Below are 17690 nucleotides of genomic sequence, written 5' to 3' on the forward strand. Positions count from 1 at the left end.
GCGGAGGGCAGCGATGCCCTCCGTTTTGCTATCTATACTCTCACATCGCGAGCCTTCCATGACAGCGCCCTCCCGCACCGGCGGCCAGATTCTTGTCGATCAGCTGACACTCCACGGGGTCGATCACATCTTCTGCGTTCCGGGCGAGAGCTATCTCGCGGCTCTCGACGCGCTGCATGACGCGAATATCGCGATCACGGTCTGCCGCCAGGAAGGCGGCGCGGCGATGATGGCGGAGGCCTATGGCAAGCTCACCGGCCGCCCCGGCATCTGCTTCGTCACCCGCGGCCCCGGCGCGACCAACGCCTCGCCCGGCATCCACATCGCCAAACAGGATTCGACGCCGATGATCCTGTTCGTCGGCCAGATCGAGCGCGGCATGCGCGAGCGCGAGGCTTTTCAGGAGCTCGACTACCGCGCCGCCTTCGGCCCGCTCGCCAAATGGGCGACGGAGGTGGACGATCCAGCGCGCTTTCCGGAGATCGTGTCGCGCGCCTTCCACGTGGCGACGTCCGGCCGTCCTGGCCCGGTCGTGATCGCGCTGCCGGAGGACGTGCTCACCGAGATGGCCGCGGTCGCTGACGCGCCGCGCTATCAGGTGATCGAGACGCATCCGGGTCTCACGCAGATGGCGGAATTGCAGAAGCTTCTGCACGGTGCAAAGAATCCGATCGCGCTCCTCGGCGGCAGCCGCTGGTCTGAACTCGCGGTGCAGCGCTTCGTCCGTTTTGCCGAGCGCTTCGAGCTGCCGGTCGCCTGCACCTTCCGCCGCCAGATGCTGTTTCCCGCCGATCACGCGTCTCACATCGGCGATCTTGGTCTCGGCGTGAATCCGAAGCTGCTGGCGCGCATCAAGGAAGCGGACCTTGTGCTCCTCGTCGGCGGACGTCTCTCCGAAGTGCCGAGCCAGGCCTATACGCTCCTCGACATTCCGGTACCGCAACAGACAATGGTGCATGTCCATCCCGATCCGAGTGAACTCGGCCGGGTCTATGCGCCGCATCTTGCCATCAACGCTTCGCCGATCGCCTTCACGGCGGCGTTGGAGGCCGTGCACCCGCCGGCCTCGCTGCCCTGGAGCGAGGGCACGAAGACCGCGCATGCGGATTATCTCGCCTGGAGCGATCCGACAGCGATCCGTCACGCCGGCGCCCTGCAGATGGGCGAGGTGATGACTTATCTTCGAAAGACGCTGCCCTCCGACACGATCTTCTGCAACGGCGCCGGCAACTTCGCTACCTGGGTGCATCGCTTCTGGCCGTTCAAGCACTACGGCACGCAGCTCGCGCCGACCTCCGGCTCCATGGGCTACGGCGTGCCGGCGGGTGTCGGAGCCATGCGCATCCGGCCCGACAGCCCGGTGGTGGTGTTCGCCGGCGACGGCGACTTCCTCATGAACGGGCAGGAATTCGCCACCGCCGTGCAATACGACCTGCCAATCCTGGTGATCCTGCTCGACAACGGCATGTACGGCACGATCCGCATGCACCAGGAGCGCGAGTATCCCGGCCGCGTCTCGGCGACGATGCTGAGGAACCCCGACTTCGCAGCTTATGCCAATGCCTTCGGCGGCTATGGCGAGCGCGTGACGACGACGGAGGAATTCGCCCCGGCGCTGCAGCGGGCGCTCACATCGAGCAAGCCTGCAATTCTCCACTGCATCATCGACCCGGAAGCGATCACGCCGACGATGTCGCTGTCGCAGATCCGCGAGAAGGCGCTGGCGGGGAAGAAGTGATACTGCGCTGACGTGAGCGCGTCATCCCGGACGAGCGAAGCGAGATCCGGGATCGTTTTCAATAAAGCGCGGGAAACCCTCTCCCCCCTTGTGGGGGAGAGTTGGAGAGGGGGGTATGAGCGCTAACCGATGAGGCTCCGGCGCCAGCACCCCCATCCCTAGCCCTCCCCCACAAGGAGGGAGGGGACACCCGCGCTTCGCTCGTCCGGGATGACGTTTCTTCGATCTTTAAGCCGCCTTCGCCTCATCCATCCGCTGCGCCACGAGCGTGCGGAGCGAACGCAGATCCTTCACGAAGGAGCGGATGCCTTCGGAAAGCTTTTCGGTCGCCATCGCGTCCTCGTTCAACGCGAAGCGGAAGCTCTTCTCGTCCATGCGCGGCAGGGGCTGGATCTTTTCCACGCTCTCGGCCGAGAGCTTGCGCGGCAGATCGCCTTGCGCCTTCGCCAGCTCGTCGAGCAGTGCGGGCGAGATGGTGAGGCGGTCGCAGCCGGCGAGCGCTTCGATTTCGCCGATGTTGCGGAACGAGGCGCCCATCACCACGGTCTTGATGCCCTGCGCCTTGTAGGACTCGTAGATCTTGCGCACGGAGAGCACGCCCGGATCGGTCTCGCCGGTATAGGGTCCGCCGCCGGCCTTCACGTGCCAGTCGAGGATGCGGCCGACAAACGGCGAGATCAGGAACGCGCCCGCCTCCGCGCAGGCCTGGGCCTGCACCTGGGCGAACAGCAGCGTAAGATTGCAGTCGATGCCTTCCTTCTGGAGGATCTCCGCGGCGCGAATGCCCTCCCAGGTCGAGGCGATCTTGATCAGAACCTTCTCGCGTCCGATGCCGCGTTCCTCGTAATCCTTGATGATGGTGCGCGCCGTCTTCAGGGTCGCTTCCGTATCGAAGGAAAGATCGGCGTCGACTTCCGTCGAGACCCGGCCGGGCACGATGTTCGCAAGCTCGGTGCCGAAGGCCACCGCGAGCCGGTCGCTGATCGCCGCCACGACGCTCTCGCGGGAACCGCCCTGCTTGCGGCCCCAGGTGAGAGCCTCTTCCAGGAGGTGCCCGTAGGCCGGGAGCTCGACCGCCTTCAGCAGCAGGGTCGGATTGGTGGTGCAGTCCTGAGGCTTCAGGCGGCGCACCGCGTCGAGGTCGCCGGTATCGGCCACGACCACCGTCATGGCGCGCAATTGGTCGAGCTTGGAGGGCATGCGTGTCTCCGTGGGTTTTCCTTGACGCCTGACTTAGTCCCATAAGAAGGCGGCGTGAAGGGCAAAGCGACGAATGCGGCTTTGTTGTCATTCCCGGTGCGATCTTCCCTCCCCCTTGCGGGGAGGGGTAGGGGTGGGGGTGGTGCGACCGGGTGAAAGCTTGCTGGATGAGGCTGTATCGGCGTCGCGTATTCTGTGGCGCACAGCGTTCCGACTTTGCGACCCCCACCCTCGATCCCTCCCCGCAAGGGGGAGGGAAGAGCCGGATCACACGAAAAGCCCCCTGTTGGCCCTCACCCGGCTCAGGATGAAGGAATAGACCTCCTCCACCCGGCGCAAGGAGCGCACATCCGCGTGGGTCACGAGCCAGTAGGTGCGAAGATACGACACCTCGGGCAGCACGACTTGGAGTTCCGGGAATTGCCGCACCGCGTAATCGTGCAGGACACCGATACCGATTCCGGCCCGCACGGCCTCGGCCTGGGTCACCACGCTGGCGCATTCGAAGCGGCGGGCGGTGTATTTCTCGAGGCCCGAGAAATAGTCGAGCACCGGGCTGTAGAGTAGGTCGGCCACGTAAGTGACCAGGGTCTTGCCCGCCAGATCCGACAGCTCGTTCACCGGCCCGTGGCGCTCGAGATAGGCTTGCGAAGCGTAGAGCCGCAGGCGGTAATCCGTGAGCTTGCGCGAGACGAGGCGGCCTTCCGTCGGCTGCTCCAGGGTGACGGCGATGTCGGCCTCGCGCTTGGAGAGCGAGAAGGTGCGGGGGAGCGCCACGAGCTGCAGGGTGAGGCCGGGATGGCGTTCGGCGAGCGCCCCGAGTTCGGGCGCGAGGAAATAGGTGCCGATCCCGTCCGGCGCGCCGATGCGCACGGTACCGGACAGCGCGAGATCCGCACCGCCGAGCTCGCTCGCCACGGCGAGCGCCTGGGTCTCCATGCTCTCGGCATGCTTGAGGAGCCGCTCGCCCTGCTCGGTCAGGGTGTAGCCCTGCGGGCTGCGCTCGAACAGCTTGGCCTTGAGCGAGGCTTCGAGGGCTGAGATGCGGCGCGAGACGGTGGTGTGGTCGGCCTCGAGCTGGCGCGCCGCCGCGGTGAGCCGGCCGGCGCGAGCGACGGCCAGGAAAAAGCGAAGATCGTCCCAGTCGAATGCGCTCATGGTATTGGCATTTTCGCACAACGGTGCCTCGGTTTCACCCATAGTCGTGCGATTTCAACAATGATAGAACGAGGACACTAAAAACACCCCTCAGGAGGAGAGAGACGCCATGCGCGAGGTCGGACATTTCATCGGCGGCAGGCAGGTTCCGGGCAAGTCGGGACGCAGCACCGAAATTTTCCAGCCCATGACCGGCGAGGTTTTGGGCCGCGTCGCGCTCGCCTCCAAGGACGAGCTGCGCCAGGCGGTGGAGAACGCCAAGGCCGCACAGCCGGCCTGGGCCGCCACCAACCCGCAGCGCCGCGCCCGCGTGATGATGAAGTTCCTTGAGCTCATCGCCAAGGAGACCGATTCGCTCGCCGACATGCTCGCCCGCGAGCATGGCAAGACAATCGTCGACGCCAAGGGCGACATCCAGCGCGGCGTCGAGGTGGCTGAGTTCTGCACCGGCATCCCGCACCTGCTCAAAGGCGAGTTCACGGAAGGCGCCGGCCCCGGCATCGACATGTATTCGATCCGCCAGCCGCTCGGCGTCGTCGCCGGCATCACGCCGTTCAACTTCCCGGCCATGATCCCGCTGTGGAAGCTCTCGCCGGCCATCGCCTGCGGCAACGCCTTCATCCTGAAGCCATCGGAGCGTGACCCGGGCGTGCCGATGCGCCTTGCCGAGCTGATGATGGAAGCGGGCCTGCCCGCCGGCATCCTCAACGTGGTCAACGGCGACAAGGAAGTGGTGGACGCGATCCTCGACGATCCGGACGTCAAGGCCGTCGGCTTCGTCGGCTCCTCGCCGATCGCGCAATACGTCTATTCCCGCGCCACCGCGCACGGAAAGCGCGCCCAGTGCTTCGGCGGCGCCAAGAATCACATGATCATCATGCCCGACGCCGATCTCGATCAGGCGGCGGACGCGCTCATCGGCGCCGGCTACGGCTCGGCGGGCGAGCGCTGCATGGCGATCTCGGTTGCGGTGCCGGTCGGCAAGGCCACCGCCGACGCGCTCATGGACAAGCTGATCCCGCGCGTCGAGACCCTCAAAGTCGGACCCTCCACCGATCCTTCCGCCGATTTCGGCCCGATGATCACCCGGGCGCATATGGAGAAGGTGCGCTCCTACGTGGATGTCGGCGTCCAGGAAGGCGCCAAGCTCGTGGTCGACGGCCGCGACTTCAGGATGCAGGGCTACGAGAACGGCTTCTACATGGGCGGCTGCCTCTTCGACGAGGTGAAGACCGACATGCGCATCTACAAGGAAGAGATTTTTGGGCCCGTCCTCTCCGTGGTCCGCGCCAAGGATTACGAGGAGGCGCTGCGCCTTCCCTCTGATCACGAATACGGCAACGGCGTCGCGATCTACACCCGCGACGGCGACGCCGCCCGCGATTTCGCCTCGCGCGTGAACGTGGGCATGGTCGGCATCAACGTGCCGATCCCGGTGCCGCTCGCCTATTACACCTTCGGCGGCTGGAAGGCCTCCGGCTTCGGCGATCTCAACCAGCACGGCCCGGATGCGGTGCGCTTCTACACCAAGACCAAGACCGTCACCTCGCGCTGGCCCTCCGGCATCAAGGAAGGCGCGGAATTCTCCATTCCGACGATGAAGTAAGAGAACAATATGATGGCCGGGGCTCGCTCCCGGCCATTTCATTTCTAGATCCAAAGTCGGGGTGCACAACCGGCCCCGCCACGACGATTTAGGCCCATGACCCAATTCTCCCTCACAGACGATCAAATCGCCGTCCGCGACATGGCTCTTGCCTTCGCAGCGGAGAACCTCGCCCCCCACGCCCTCGAATGGGACGAGAAGAAGCATTTTCCCGTGGATGTGATGCGCGAGGCGGCAGCGCTGGGCATGGCCGCGATCTACACCCGCGACGATGTCGGCGGATCGGGCATGACGCGGCTCGACGCGGCGCTGATCTTCGAGGCCCTCGCCACCGGCTGCCCCGCCGTCTCGGCCTATCTGTCGATCCACAACATGGCGACCTGGATGATCGACCGCTACGGCTCTGAAGAGCAGCGGCAACGCTACATCCCGCGCCTCGTCACAATGGAGCTGATCGCGAGCTATTGCCTGACCGAGCCGGGCTCGGGCTCGGACGCGGCGGCGCTCAAGACCAAGGCCGTGCGCGACGGCGATCACTACATCGTCAACGGCGTCAAGCAGTTCATCTCAGGCGCCGGCACCTCCGACATCTACGTGACCATGGTGCGCACGGGCGGCGACGGCCCGTCCGGCATCTCGACGCTCGTCATCGAAAAGGACATGCCCGGCGTGTCCTTCGGCGCGCAGGAGAAGAAGATGGGCTGGAATGCGCAGCCCACCGCCGCCGTGATCTTCGAGGATGTGCGCGTGCCCGTCGCCAATCTTCTGTCGGACGAGGGCATGGGCTTCAAGATCGCCATGTCGGGGCTCGATGGCGGGCGCATCAATATCGGCGCCTGCTCGCTCGGCGGCGCGCAGGCGGCGCTGGACAAGGCGCTGTCCTACGCGAACGACCGCAAGGCCTTCGGCAAGCGCATCGCCGAGTTCCAGGCGCTGCAGTTCAAGCTCGCCGACATGGCGACGGAACTCGAAGCGGCACGCACCTTCCTGTGGCGCGCAGCCTCGGCGCTCGACGCCAAGGCGCTCGATGCGACGAGGCTCTGCGCCATGGCCAAGCGCATGGCGACCGATGTGGGCTTTGAGGTCGCGAACGACGCGCTCCAGCTCCATGGCGGCTACGGCTATCTCGCCGATTACGGCGTCGAGAAGATCGTGCGCGACCTGCGCGTGCACCAGATTCTCGAAGGCACCAACGAGATCATGCGCCTGATCGTGGCGCGCGATCTGGTGGGGCGCGGCAATCGATGATGCTCAGGTCGCTCGGCCTCGGCCTGGCCCTGACCGCCGCGATCTTCGCGCTGTTCCTGTGGGCCGGTCCTTGGTTCTTCCTGGATGGGCGAAGGCCGTTCCAGATCAATTTCGCGGCCGGTGCCGTGCTCGGCCTGATGCTCGGCCTGTCGGTCGACCGCATCCTGCGCGCGTCCGGCAAGGATGCGGCCAAGGCGATGGGCTTCGTCGCCGTTCCGGGCATGCTGATCCTGGCCGCGATCGGCTCGCATTTCGCCGTGTTCTTCCCGCGCCTCGATCCTGCCCTCGACAAGGTGTTCGGATCGCTGATGCTGTGGTTCTACGGCTTCGCGCTGACCGGAGCGCTCTGGAAGGCGCGCAACGCATGACGGCGGCCTTCATCGGCACGTCGGCTTAAAGAATCGCACGACAAAAGGGAGGACTCTCATGACCAGCATAGCCTTCATCGGCCTCGGCAACATGGGCGGCCCGATGGCTGCCAATCTCGTCAAGGCCGGGCACAAAGTCACCGGCTTCGACCTGTCGCCGGCCTCCTGCGATCAGGCGCGCGCGGAGGGGCTCAGCATCGCCGCCTCGACCGCTGACGCGGTAAAGGACGCGGAGGTGGTGATCACCATGTTGCCGGCAGGAAAGCACGTGCTCTCGGTCTGGACCGATATCCTGCCGTCCGTGAAGGAAGGCGCGCTGCTGATCGACTGCTCCACCATCGATGTGGAGAGCGCCCGCAAGGCCCATGGGCTGGCGCGCGAGCGGGGCGGCAGCCTCGCGAGCCTCGATGCGCCCGTCTCCGGCGGCGTCGGTGGCGCAAAGGGCGCGACGCTGACCTTCATGGCAGGCGGCGCGAAAGAGGCGTTCGACCGGGCGGAACCGATCCTCGCGAAAATGGGCAAGAAGGTCGTCCATTGCGGCGAGGCGGGCGCAGGCCAGGCGGCTAAGATCTGCAACAACATGATCCTCGGCATCTCGATGATCGGCGTGGCTGAGGCCTTCGTTCTGGCCGAGAAGCTCGGCCTCTCCCATCAGGCGCTGTTCGACGTCGCGTCCACCTCCTCCGGCCAGTGCTGGTCGCTCACCACCTATTGCCCCGTGCCGGGTCCGGTGCCGGCCTCGCCGGCCAATAATGGTTACAAGCCCGGCTTCGCGGCGGCTTTGATGCTCAAGGACCTCAAGCTCGCCCAGGAGGCCGCGCTCGCCTCCGGCGCCGCGACGCCGCTCGGGGCCGAGGCGGCACAGCTCTACAGCCTGTTCGCCAATGCCGGCCACGAGGGCGACGATTTTTCCGGCATCATCAACTTCATCCGGGGGCAGAAGGGGTGATTGCGGACGCCCCCCTTACGTCATGGCCGGCCTTGTGCCGGCCATCTCGATTAGAAAAGCGCTGGGCCCCTCACATCGAGATCACCGGCACAAGGCCGGTGACGACGTGGAGAGCATAAAGGTGCCTGGAGAGACATAAACGCCTTGGATGTGTTGCATTGCACCTACAGCTTTTGAGGCACGGCTCCGCTACGCTTCACTTCCCTGACCGTTCAATTCCCGGTTGTCCGCCCGCATGATCCGCTCGGTTTCCCAAACGGCAAATCCCTCCGCCGATGCTGCTGCCATGTTGCGGCGTCTCGGCTTTGCGATCCTGTTCTTCGCGGTGCCCCTGGCGGCCCTGTTCACGCGCCGCGCCATCGTGGCGATGGCGCCGCTGGCGGTCATTCTCCTCGTCCTCGCCTCAGTGCTCGACGGAAGCGCCAGGAATGCCCGGGAGAAGCTTATCGCACTGCTCGTGTCGCCGGGCGGCGTGGCCGGCATCGTCCTGCTGATCTGGGCCGCTCTGTCGCTGGTCTGGACGCCGTTCCTGCCCCAAGCCTCGGAAAGGCTTCTGAACATCACCGGCATGGCGCTCATGGCGCTCGGCGGCTATCTCGCCGTGCCCGAGCGGATGCGCTCGGCCAACCTCTATCTCCTACCCATCGGCGTCGGCCTGGCAGCCCTGATCGCGATCGTCCTGTCGATCACGGGCGGCAGCGCCTCCGACCCGGAGGGCCTGAGCCTCGAGCGCGGCATGCTGATGCTCGTCGTGCTGCTCTGGCCGGCACTGGCCTGGCTCCATTCCCGCGGACGCAATCTGGAGGCTCTGGGCCTTGCTCTCGCCGTGGCCGTCTGCTCCCTCCTCACCCGTGAGGGCCTGCCTCTGTACGGCCTGATCGCCGGCACGCTCGCTTTCTTCGTCACCGCCTGGAGTCCGGCCCTCGGATCGCGGCTGACCGGCCTCGTCATGGCGGGCCTGCTGCTGTTTGCACCGCTCCTGCCCTTCGTCCTGAAGCCCCTGGCGACCGGCCTGTACGGTCCCAAGGCGCCCTTGGTGGCGAGCCTGGAGGCCTGGCGCCAGATCGTGATCAGCGAGCCCCTGCGCCTCCTCACGGGACACGGGCTGGAAACCGCCCTGCGCGGCCGCGTCTTCGGTCTGATCCCGCAGAATGCCCCGTCCACGCTGCTGTTCGAGATCTGGTACGAACTCGGGCTGGTGGGCGCCGTGGCGGGCAGCATCATCCTCTATCAGGCCGCCACCCGGTCGAAGGTCAGCCGCGCCACGATGGAGCCCGGCATCATGGCGGCCTTCGCCTGCACCTTCACACTGGGCTGCCTCGGCATCGGCACCGCGCAGGTCTGGTGGTTCACCACCCTCGTGGTCCTGGTGCTGATCTTCGTTGCGATCGAGCGTGGCCAGTTCCGCACCAAGCGCCCCAAGGCCGTGTTGCGGCGCCATCTCTGATTGTCCGCAATTCTGTAACCGTTGACGCAATGGCACTGCCTCTGCTTGGCTGGCGCTTTCCGGATTCGCCCAACCCGAGGACTTCCTATGCCGATCATCAACCGCGTCGCCGATCTCGCCGATGAAATCGCCGCGTGGCGCCGCGACTTCCATGAAAACCCCGAGCTTCTCTTCGACGTTCACCGCACCGCGGGAATCGTGGAAGAGAAGCTGAAGAGCTTCGGCTGCGACGAGGTCGTGACCGGTCTCGGCCGGACGGGCGTGGTCGGCGTCATCAAAGGCCGCACGAACAATTCCGGAAAGGTGATCGGCCTGCGCGCCGACATGGACGCGCTTCCCATCGAGGAAGCGACGGATGTCGCGCACAAGTCCAAGGTGCCCGGCAAGATGCATGCCTGCGGCCATGACGGGCATACCGCCATGTTGCTCGGCGCGGCGAAGTACCTGGCCGAGACGCGCAATTTCGACGGCACTGCGGTGGTGATCTTCCAGCCGGCGGAGGAAGGTGGCGGCGGCGGCAACGAGATGCTGAAGGATGGCCTGATGGAGCGCTTCGGCGTCAACGAGGTCTATGGCATGCACAACATGCCGGGTATTCCCGTGGGCCAGTTCGCCATCCGCCCCGGCGCGATGATGGCGGCGGCGGACCGCTTCACGATCAGCATCGAGGGCAAAGGCGGACACGCGGCGCGCCCGCATGACTGCATCGATCCGGTGGTCATTTCCGCCCAGGTGATCACGGCCCTGCAGACGATCGCATCGCGTAGCGCCGACCCGCTCGATTCCGTCGTGGTTTCCGTCTGCACGGTGAAGGCGGGCGAAGCGTTCAACGTCATTCCGCAGACGGCAACCCTGCTCGGCACGGTTCGCACCCTCTCGCCCGAGGTGCGCGATCTCGCCGAGAACCGCATCCGCGCCATCGTCGAGAACGTCTGCGCCGCATTCGGCGCCAAGGCCAGTGTCGACTACGACCGCGGCTACCCGGTGACCATGAACGATCCCGACCGGACCGAGTTCATGGCCAAGGTCGCCCGTGCCGTCGGCGGCGAGAACGCGGTCGACACCGACATCCTTCCGCTCATGGGCGCGGAGGACTTCTCCTACATGCTGGAACAGCGTCCCGGCGCGTATATCTTCCTCGGCAACGGCAACACCGCAGGCGTCCACCATCCGGCCTACGACTTCAACGACGAGGCAAGCCCCTACGGCGTCTCGCTCTGGGCGAAGATCGTGGAAACCGGCATGCCCGCCCGCTGATATCGACGCATCGATCAAGCGCCGCCGGAACGTTTCCGGCGGCGCTTTTCTTTTGTCGCGTCATATCGTCAGTGCAGGACCATCTGCGTGAAGGGGTGGACATAGGCCTGCAGCATAACGAGGCCGCCGACGAGGCAGGCGAGCACGATGGAGTGCCAGAACACGAAGCGCAGGATGCTTCCCTCATGCCCGAACCAGTTCGTCGCAGTGGACGCCACGACGATGGATTGCGCATCGATCATCTTGCCCATCACGCCGCCGGAGGAATTCGCCGCCGCCATGAGGATGGGTGACAATCCGAGCTGCTCGGACGTGATCTTCTGCAGACCGCCGAACAGCACGTTCGATGCAGTGTCCGAACCTGTCAGCGCCACGCCGAGCCAGCCGAGCAATGTGCCGAAGAACGGATAGAGGATTCCCGTTCCGGCGAAGGCAAGGCCCAGCGTCGCATCGACGCCCGAGAAACGCGTCAGCGTGCCGATCGCCAGCATCGCCGCAATGGTGATGAGCGAGTAGCGCAGCACCCAGATGGTTTCGAACCAGGCGGTAATGAGCCGCAAGGGCGAAAATCTCATGACGAAGCCTGCGATGATGGCCGCGATCAGCACGCCCGTGCCCGTATAGGACATGTAGGTGAAGGCGAAGACCGCAGGCTCCGCCGTGGGATTGGCGACGATGGGCGCCACCTTCTGCACCATGTTGTGCAGCCCGGGGATCGGATAGTTCCAGGTGAAGATCGGGTTCACGAGCGCCTTGAACCAGCCGGTGCCCCAGATCGCGACGATCACGGAGAGGATGATCCACGGAACCCAGGCCCACACGATGTCCTCGCGGCTCGCCCGCGGCGTCACGTTGGCCGTGCCGGCGCCCAGCGGCGCGGGCCGCGTCAGGGTCCCCGCGGAAATGTCGTGCGTGCGCAGGGCCGGCGAGGTCCAGACCTCCTTCGGGCGCCAGATCCGCATGAAGCCGACAAGGCAGGCCATGGAGATCAGGGAGGCTCCGATATCGACGATCCAGGGATTGATGAAGTTGGAGATCAGGAATTGCGGGATCGCGAAGGACACGGCGCAGACGAGTATGGCCGGCCAGATCTGGAGCATGCCGCGAAAGCCCGCGAAGACCCAGATCAGCCAGAACGGCACGATGATCGAGAAGAAGGGCAGTTGGCGACCGACCATCGCGCCGAGCATGTAAGGGTCGAAGCCCGTGACCGAGGCCAGTCCCTGGATCGGCGCGCCGAGCGCGCCGTAGGCCACCGGCGCCGTGTTGGCGATGAGCGAGAGGCCGGATGCCGCAAGCGGCGAGAACCCGAGCCCGATGAGAATGGCGCCGGTCACGGCGACGGGCGTGCCGAAGCCGCCGGCCCCTTCGAAAAAGGCTCCGAAGGAAAAGGCGACGAGAAGCAATTGGAGACGGCGATCCGTCGTGAGGTCGCCGACCGATTGCTGGAGCGTGGCGAACCATCCCTTCTCCACCGTCAGCCGATAGAGGAAAATGACGTTCAGGATGATCCAGCCGATGGGGAACATGCCCGTGACGACGCCGAAGAGCGCCGCGCGGATCGCAAGCCCGGCAGGCATGGTGAACAGGAAGACGGAGACCGCGACGGCTGCAAGAAGTGCGATGACGGCGGCGATATGGGCCTTCACCTTGCCGGATGCGATCATCACCAGGAGAAGGACGACCGGTATCCCGGCGGCGATGGTCGACAGCACCGCGCTGCCGAAGGGATTATAGACCTGACTCCACATGACGTTTCCCCTGATCCCGCCGGCAGGCGCCGGCAACGAGAGCTCGGGCGGTCGGGCGGAAAAACGGCCGCCTCATGGGAAGCTAAGACGATGATGCGGTGCGGCAATAGCGGATGAGCGAGGAGAGCGATCTCAATCCTTGTTCGAGCAGGCGAGCATGCCCTCGAGATCGATGTAGTGCCCGGCCCGGTCGCGCTTGGCGGCCAAATAGCTCACGTTCTCCGCCGTCGGGCGGCCAAGGACGCGATGGTCCGAGATCACCTCGAGGCCGGCATTCGCCAGAGCCGCGATCTTCTCCGGGTTGTTCGTCATGAGCCGAACCGTGCCGATGCCGAGTTCCTTCAGCATCGTCGCGGCGAAATCGAAGCGGCGCTGATCCGCCTCGAATCCCAGAACCTCGTCGGCATCGTAGGTATCGTAGCCCTGCGACTGGAGCTTGTAGGCGCGGATCTTGTTGGCGATGCCGTTCCCGCGCCCTTCCTGGTCGAGATAGAGCAGGATGCCGCCCTCGTTTTGCGCCATGAAACGCACGGTCTCGCGCAGCTGATCGCCGCAATCGCATTTCAGGCTGCCGAAGAGATCGCCGGTCAGGCAGGCGGAATGCAGGCGCACGGTCACGGGCTTGGCGAGATCCGGTTTGCCGACCACGATCGCGACCTGGTCGCGCAGGCCCTCGCCGCCGCGGAACACCACGAATTCGCTGGTCGGCGCGCCTTCCAGCGGCACCGGCGCCCGGCTCACGATCTTCAGGCCCAGAGCCTGGGCCTGCCGATAACCCCGCACGGCTGTTCCAGGCACCCGCAACAGGGAAGGAGCGATCGCGGTGCCCTCGGCCAAGGGTACGACGATGACGGCCGGCAGGACGAGAGACAGGCGGGCGAGTTCCAGCGCCTCCTCGTCCAGGGCATCGGCGGGACGAATCGGCGCATCGATGCGACCGTCGACCTTGAGCGCCAGATTTTCCACACGCGCCCGGTCGACCACCGGGAGAGCCACACGGCCGGGGCCCCCGCGATCGAGGCCGAGGCGGCGCAGCCGTGCCGCCGGCAGGACGAGATGGGCATGGCCCTCCGCCACGGCGTCGATCTCGGCCGCCACGTCCTCACCCAAATCCTCGACGCTGATCACGAGCGCGCTACCCGCCACGCCGTCGATCACGACGGGACGGGCGCTGCGGAACTCCATGATCGCCCGCTCGACCAGGGTCGTGGCGGGATTGTCGGACAGGCTCAAGTTCAGGCGCATCATCGATAACTCAGGCAAATCGCCTCTAATCCAGCGGGAGAAGGCGAACATTTAGGGCCAAAAGCCCCAAAGCCACGCTTCAGGATTGTTTTCACCCTATCACAGGGCTCTCCCGAACCCCAATTCCATAGATGCGACGGCAGCCATGCCGGATCAATGGGTTTGGCTGCAAAGGTGTGCTGGCTCGAAGGCATAGTTGGCTCGACGGCATAGATCCATCGCGCTATCTGTGCCGCCACGCTTTCCACGACGACAATCCGGACGATTCTCCATGTTCCTTTCCCGGCTCATCGCCCTCGGTTTCCTCGGTCTTGCCACGACGGCCCATGCCGCCACCCTCGACGGCCTTGCCGTGGAGATGACCAACACCAGCGAGCCGGTGCTCTGCGCCGAGAAGGACAACGTCGCCGTCAATTTCGCCTCTCCGGACGTGCGGCATTTCCAGATCGAGGCGGTGCATCCGGCCTATATGGGCTCCCTGCGCCAGGACCGCTGGGAGCCGGACTGGACCGCCTGCGAGGACATCTCCGAGCAGACCTCGGCCAAGCCTCACCCGACCATGGCGACCCTCTTCGAGGACGACAGCCTGCGCATCATGGGCCTGTCCTTCACCGAATTCTGGCGCCCGAACGACGTCACCGTCACGATCGGCGACAAGGTCACGCACAAGATCCATCTCCTCCAGCTCCTCAAGAAGCGGGGCGACAAGGCGATCGAAGTGCTCGTGATCTATCCGGGCGACGGCTACTGGCGCATCAAGCCGCTGCCGCCCGAGCATCTGGACTGGACGTCCTATGGCTCGTCCTTCCTGGTCGGCCCGGTGGAATTCGACCAGCGGCCGGTGGTGAACCTGAAGGATGTCGCGTTCGATCCCAAGACCATGACGTTCACGCTGACACTCGCGAAGGGCGGCAAGGCGAGCGTCGCGGTCAAGGCCCTGAACGAGGAGCGCATGACCCTCGACGTCGCCTTCGATCAGGGCGTCTCCGGCCTGCCCTTCGCGGGCCTGCGCTCGATGTACGTGACCGAGTTCAATGCGGATGTGGCGCGCATCGCCGTGCGCGAGGAAGGTGCCCGCTCCTGGCGCGAGGAGATGATCATGAACTTTCCCGGCGCCAAGGCCACCGATGCCTGGATGGGCCGCCTCGTGCCCTCCCGTCACAACACCAGCGCGCCGGACATGATGTTCAACCGTTTCCGCGCGTCGCCGGCTCCCTCCCGGTAAACCGTGCGTTCAGCGCCGTAACGAGACGGCCGTCGATCAGGATGAGCCCTGCTCCGATCAGGGCCATGCCGACGATATGCCGGGCAGCCAGCGTCTCGCCGAGAATCAGCACGCCGAGCAGGATGGCGCTGACCGGAATGACGAAGGTCACGAGACCGACATTCGTGGCCCCGGCCCGCGCCAGCAGGCGGAAGAAGATCAGATAGGCGAAGGCCGTCGAGACGAGGCCGAGGGCCGCGAGCGACAGGATCGCACCGGTGCTGGGCATCGCTAACGTCCATGGCCGGTCGACGAGGAGGGCTGCCGGCAGCAGAAGCGCGCTCGAGACCGTCACCTGCCCGGTGGCCGTGGCAAGGGGCGGAATGCCCATGGTCTTGAAGCGCCGCCCGAAGACGCCGGAAAAGCCGTAGGACAGGGCGGCGCCGAGAATGGCGAGCTGCGCCAGGATGCTCGTGTCCAGCGCAACGAAGGCGGCCGCACCGATCATCACCGCAACGCCGACGAAGCCCACGATGACGCCTGCGAATTTCTGCCCCGTCAGGCGCTCGTCCGCCGTCAAGTAATGCGCCACGATCACCGTGAAGAGCGGCGTTGTCGCGTTGAGAATCGAGGCAAGGCCGCTGGCGATATGGCTCTGGCCCCAGACGATGAGCGTGAAGGGAATCACGTTGTTGAGAATCGACATGCCCAAAAAGGCCGTCCAGGCCTCGCGGCTGCGCGGCAGATTCTCGCCCATCAGCTTCAGGACGAGAAGCAGAGCCGAGGCCGCCGTTGCCACCCGAATCGCCACGATGGTGAGCGGCGGCAATTCGCGCACTGCGACGCCTATGAAGAGAAACGAGCCTCCCCAGACGATGGAGAGGATGGCGAGCAGCGCCCAATCGGACGCCGCCATGGTCTTCTGAACGGGCGCTTGTGTCATTCTCGAGGATTCCAGGTGTCGCACCTGAATGACACGAAATGAGGCGCCGAACGACCCGTTTCCTGTGGGACCAGGGAGGCTGAGCCACAGATCACTGACCTCATGGTGAGGAGCAGAGCGTCTCCACAGAGTGTGGCTCGAAATTGATTGAAAGGCGCAGTGGCTTCTCCCTCCCCCTTGTGGGGAGGGATTAAGGGTGGGGGTGTAAGCGATCGCCAATGCAGGTATGGCGCTGGCTCACCTCTCCTTGAGGGAGAGGTCGCGCCGGAGGCGCGGGTGAGGGGTCACGCCCTCTCCGGAGAAACCTGTGCCCCCTCACCCTCGCTTTCGCTCGACCTCTCCCCACCGGGGAGAGGTAGGCTGCGGCAACCATGGTGCGAAACAGAAAGCACGCGCCTGCACCCCCACCTCCAACTCCTCCCCACAAGGGGGAGGAGGGCTTAGGGAACTGGATGCCGGGCCAAGCCCCTCACGACAGGGCGTACCACTCGCCATTCGACCGGCAGGCGACCATCTCGCCTTTGCGCGACTTGCCGCCGCTGCGCCATTCGCGCTGCACCAGGCGGCAATCCTGCCCCTTGAAATTGCCCTTCGCGACGGGCCGGATGGTGACCTTCCCGGAGGCACCCGATTGTGGATTCCGCCAGGGAGCGCTGCTGCCATAGCCATTCTCGATGACCGACAGGATGGCCTGCGCCTCCGTCGGGCGATCGGGATCGGGCACAGGCTGGCTGGCCGCACGCTCGGCCTGACCCCGCGCCCTGGCGGAGTTCACGATGCGTTGCGAGGCCTCCATCTGAGCAGCCATTCCGGCCTGCATCCTCATGTAGGGGACCGACGTCATCAGGCTTTTGCCACCCGAAAAAATGCCGTCGATGGTGGATTGCGTGGCCGTCATGCCCATGGTGGCGGCCTGCGACGCCCTGGCCTGGTTCACCTGCTTCTCATAAGCCGAAGCAACATCCGGCCCGGCCGTATTGCCAGCGGCGATGTCGGTAAGGCGCGGCGCGAAGGCGGCGAAATTGATACGCGAGTCTGCCTGGGCATGAGCCTGGCTCCATGCCCCGACAATCAAAGCTGCGGCCGCAAGGCCTGCCCGGCGAAAGGTCCCCATCGCACCAACTCCCTCGTTTCCCGTAACGGCATATCATGACACAAGCGGCACGGGAAGAAGCCGCGAGGGTGACGAGCTGCCACGTCAAGACTTCGTTCACGACGATGGGGAGAAGTCCCTGGCCTTTACTTCTCCTTCACAGGTTCCGGGCGAGCCTCACGCTCAAGATATCGTCCCCAGTAGCGTCGCGCCATGAACCCGCCGATCCCCCGCGAGCCTTCCTATGGCGTCAGCCACGAGCCCATGCGCTCCGTGGTGAGGTCGAGCTTTTGCGTGATGCCGCACGATCCGCGCCCGGGCCGCACGACCAGCTTCATCTTCGGCCGTTCCGATTCGCGCTATCGCCCCCTGCTGAACCAGGAGGAGCGGGACCGGCTTCACATCTGGGCGATGATCGTCACGCTGTCCGCCTCCGTCGTCGGCACGACCCTGCTGCTCACCGCCGTCCTGCGCTGACATCCC

General features: G+C 65.4%; 15 protein-coding genes. 9 read left to right on the forward strand and 6 right to left on the reverse strand.

Annotated elements, in window-relative coordinates:
* The first annotated feature begins 58 nt into the window (after positions 1 to 58).
* Positions 59 to 1738: a thiamine pyrophosphate-binding protein gene (locus tag JKL46_RS07030; protein WP_201831247.1), complete on the forward strand. Its 1680-nt coding sequence runs from the start codon at positions 59 to 61 to the stop codon at positions 1736 to 1738.
* 228 nt (positions 1739 to 1966) lie between these two features.
* On the opposite strand, the gene tal is transcribed toward JKL46_RS07030, so the two are convergent.
* Together tal and JKL46_RS07040 are read right to left on the reverse strand one after the other, a co-directional pair.
* Positions 1967 to 2938, reverse strand: a complete 972-nt coding sequence (tal, locus tag JKL46_RS07035; RefSeq protein WP_201831248.1) for a transaldolase — start codon at positions 2936 to 2938, stop codon at positions 1967 to 1969.
* A 267-nt stretch (positions 2939 to 3205) separates the two neighbouring features.
* Positions 3206 to 4096 carry a LysR family transcriptional regulator gene (locus tag JKL46_RS07040; protein WP_201831250.1) on the reverse strand — a complete coding sequence of 297 codons (891 nt, stop codon included), beginning with the start codon at positions 4094 to 4096 and terminating at the stop codon, positions 3206 to 3208.
* Positions 4097 to 4205: 109 nt separating this feature from the next.
* Between JKL46_RS07040 and JKL46_RS07045 the strand changes: the two genes are divergently transcribed.
* The 6 genes from JKL46_RS07045 (at position 4206) to JKL46_RS07070 (ending at position 10971) form a co-directional block, all read left to right on the forward strand.
* On the forward strand, positions 4206 to 5702 hold the full coding sequence (locus tag JKL46_RS07045; protein ID WP_201831253.1) for a CoA-acylating methylmalonate-semialdehyde dehydrogenase: 1497 nt from the start codon (positions 4206 to 4208) through the stop codon (positions 5700 to 5702).
* A 96-nt stretch (positions 5703 to 5798) separates the two neighbouring features.
* Positions 5799 to 6950 carry an isobutyryl-CoA dehydrogenase gene (locus tag JKL46_RS07050; protein ID WP_201831255.1) on the forward strand — a complete coding sequence of 384 codons (1152 nt, stop codon included), beginning with the start codon at positions 5799 to 5801 and terminating at the stop codon, positions 6948 to 6950.
* The gene (locus tag JKL46_RS07055) at positions 6947 to 7318 is read left to right on the forward strand and encodes a DUF5367 family protein (protein ID WP_201831257.1); all 372 of its coding nucleotides are present in this window, start codon (positions 6947 to 6949) and stop codon (positions 7316 to 7318) included. The genes JKL46_RS07050 and JKL46_RS07055 overlap by 4 nt, the downstream gene beginning before the upstream one ends.
* A gap of 58 nt (positions 7319 to 7376) precedes the next feature.
* Positions 7377 to 8267 (forward strand): 3-hydroxyisobutyrate dehydrogenase, encoded by an 891-nt coding sequence (mmsB, locus tag JKL46_RS07060; protein ID WP_201831262.1) that lies wholly within the window; start codon positions 7377 to 7379, stop codon positions 8265 to 8267.
* Between the two features lie 286 nt (positions 8268 to 8553).
* The gene (locus JKL46_RS07065; protein ID WP_343074026.1) at positions 8554 to 9714 is read left to right on the forward strand and encodes a peptide ABC transporter permease; all 1161 of its coding nucleotides are present in this window, start codon (positions 8554 to 8556) and stop codon (positions 9712 to 9714) included.
* 87 nt (positions 9715 to 9801) lie between these two features.
* Positions 9802 to 10971: a M20 aminoacylase family protein gene (locus JKL46_RS07070; protein ID WP_201831267.1), complete on the forward strand. Its 1170-nt coding sequence runs from the start codon at positions 9802 to 9804 to the stop codon at positions 10969 to 10971.
* A 68-nt stretch (positions 10972 to 11039) separates the two neighbouring features.
* Here JKL46_RS07070 and JKL46_RS07075 read toward each other — a convergent pair whose 3' ends face one another.
* Entirely contained in the window at positions 11040 to 12722 is a 1683-nt protein-coding gene (locus JKL46_RS07075) for an L-lactate permease (protein WP_201831269.1), read from the reverse strand.
* A 132-nt stretch (positions 12723 to 12854) separates the two neighbouring features.
* Positions 12855 to 13967 carry a GTP cyclohydrolase II RibA gene (gene ribA / locus JKL46_RS07080; RefSeq protein ID WP_201831419.1) on the reverse strand — a complete coding sequence of 371 codons (1113 nt, stop codon included), beginning with the start codon at positions 13965 to 13967 and terminating at the stop codon, positions 12855 to 12857.
* Positions 13968 to 14238: 271 nt separating this feature from the next.
* Here ribA and JKL46_RS07085 point away from each other — a divergent pair, with 271 nt between their 5' ends.
* Positions 14239 to 15192 (forward strand): hypothetical protein, encoded by a 954-nt coding sequence (locus JKL46_RS07085; protein ID WP_201831271.1) that lies wholly within the window; start codon positions 14239 to 14241, stop codon positions 15190 to 15192.
* Here JKL46_RS07085 and JKL46_RS07090 read toward each other — a convergent pair.
* Both JKL46_RS07090 and JKL46_RS07095 read right to left on the reverse strand, forming a co-directional pair.
* Positions 15155 to 16114: a DMT family transporter gene (locus tag JKL46_RS07090; RefSeq protein WP_201831273.1), complete on the reverse strand. Its 960-nt coding sequence runs from the start codon at positions 16112 to 16114 to the stop codon at positions 15155 to 15157. The genes JKL46_RS07085 and JKL46_RS07090 overlap by 38 nt on opposite strands.
* Positions 16115 to 16583: 469 nt before the next feature.
* On the reverse strand, positions 16584 to 17228 hold the full coding sequence (locus JKL46_RS07095; protein WP_201831275.1) for a hypothetical protein: 645 nt from the start codon (positions 17226 to 17228) through the stop codon (positions 16584 to 16586).
* 192 nt (positions 17229 to 17420) lie between these two features.
* On the opposite strand from JKL46_RS07095, the gene JKL46_RS07100 reads away from it, so the two are divergent.
* Complete coding sequence (locus JKL46_RS07100; RefSeq protein WP_201831277.1) at positions 17421 to 17684, forward strand: hypothetical protein; 264 nt, start codon at positions 17421 to 17423, stop codon at positions 17682 to 17684.
* The last annotated feature ends 6 nt before the right edge of the window (positions 17685 to 17690 follow it).

Source organism: Microvirga zambiensis WSM3693, from assembly GCF_016735695.1.
Classification (GTDB): Bacteria; Pseudomonadota; Alphaproteobacteria; order Rhizobiales; family Beijerinckiaceae; genus Microvirga; species Microvirga zambiensis.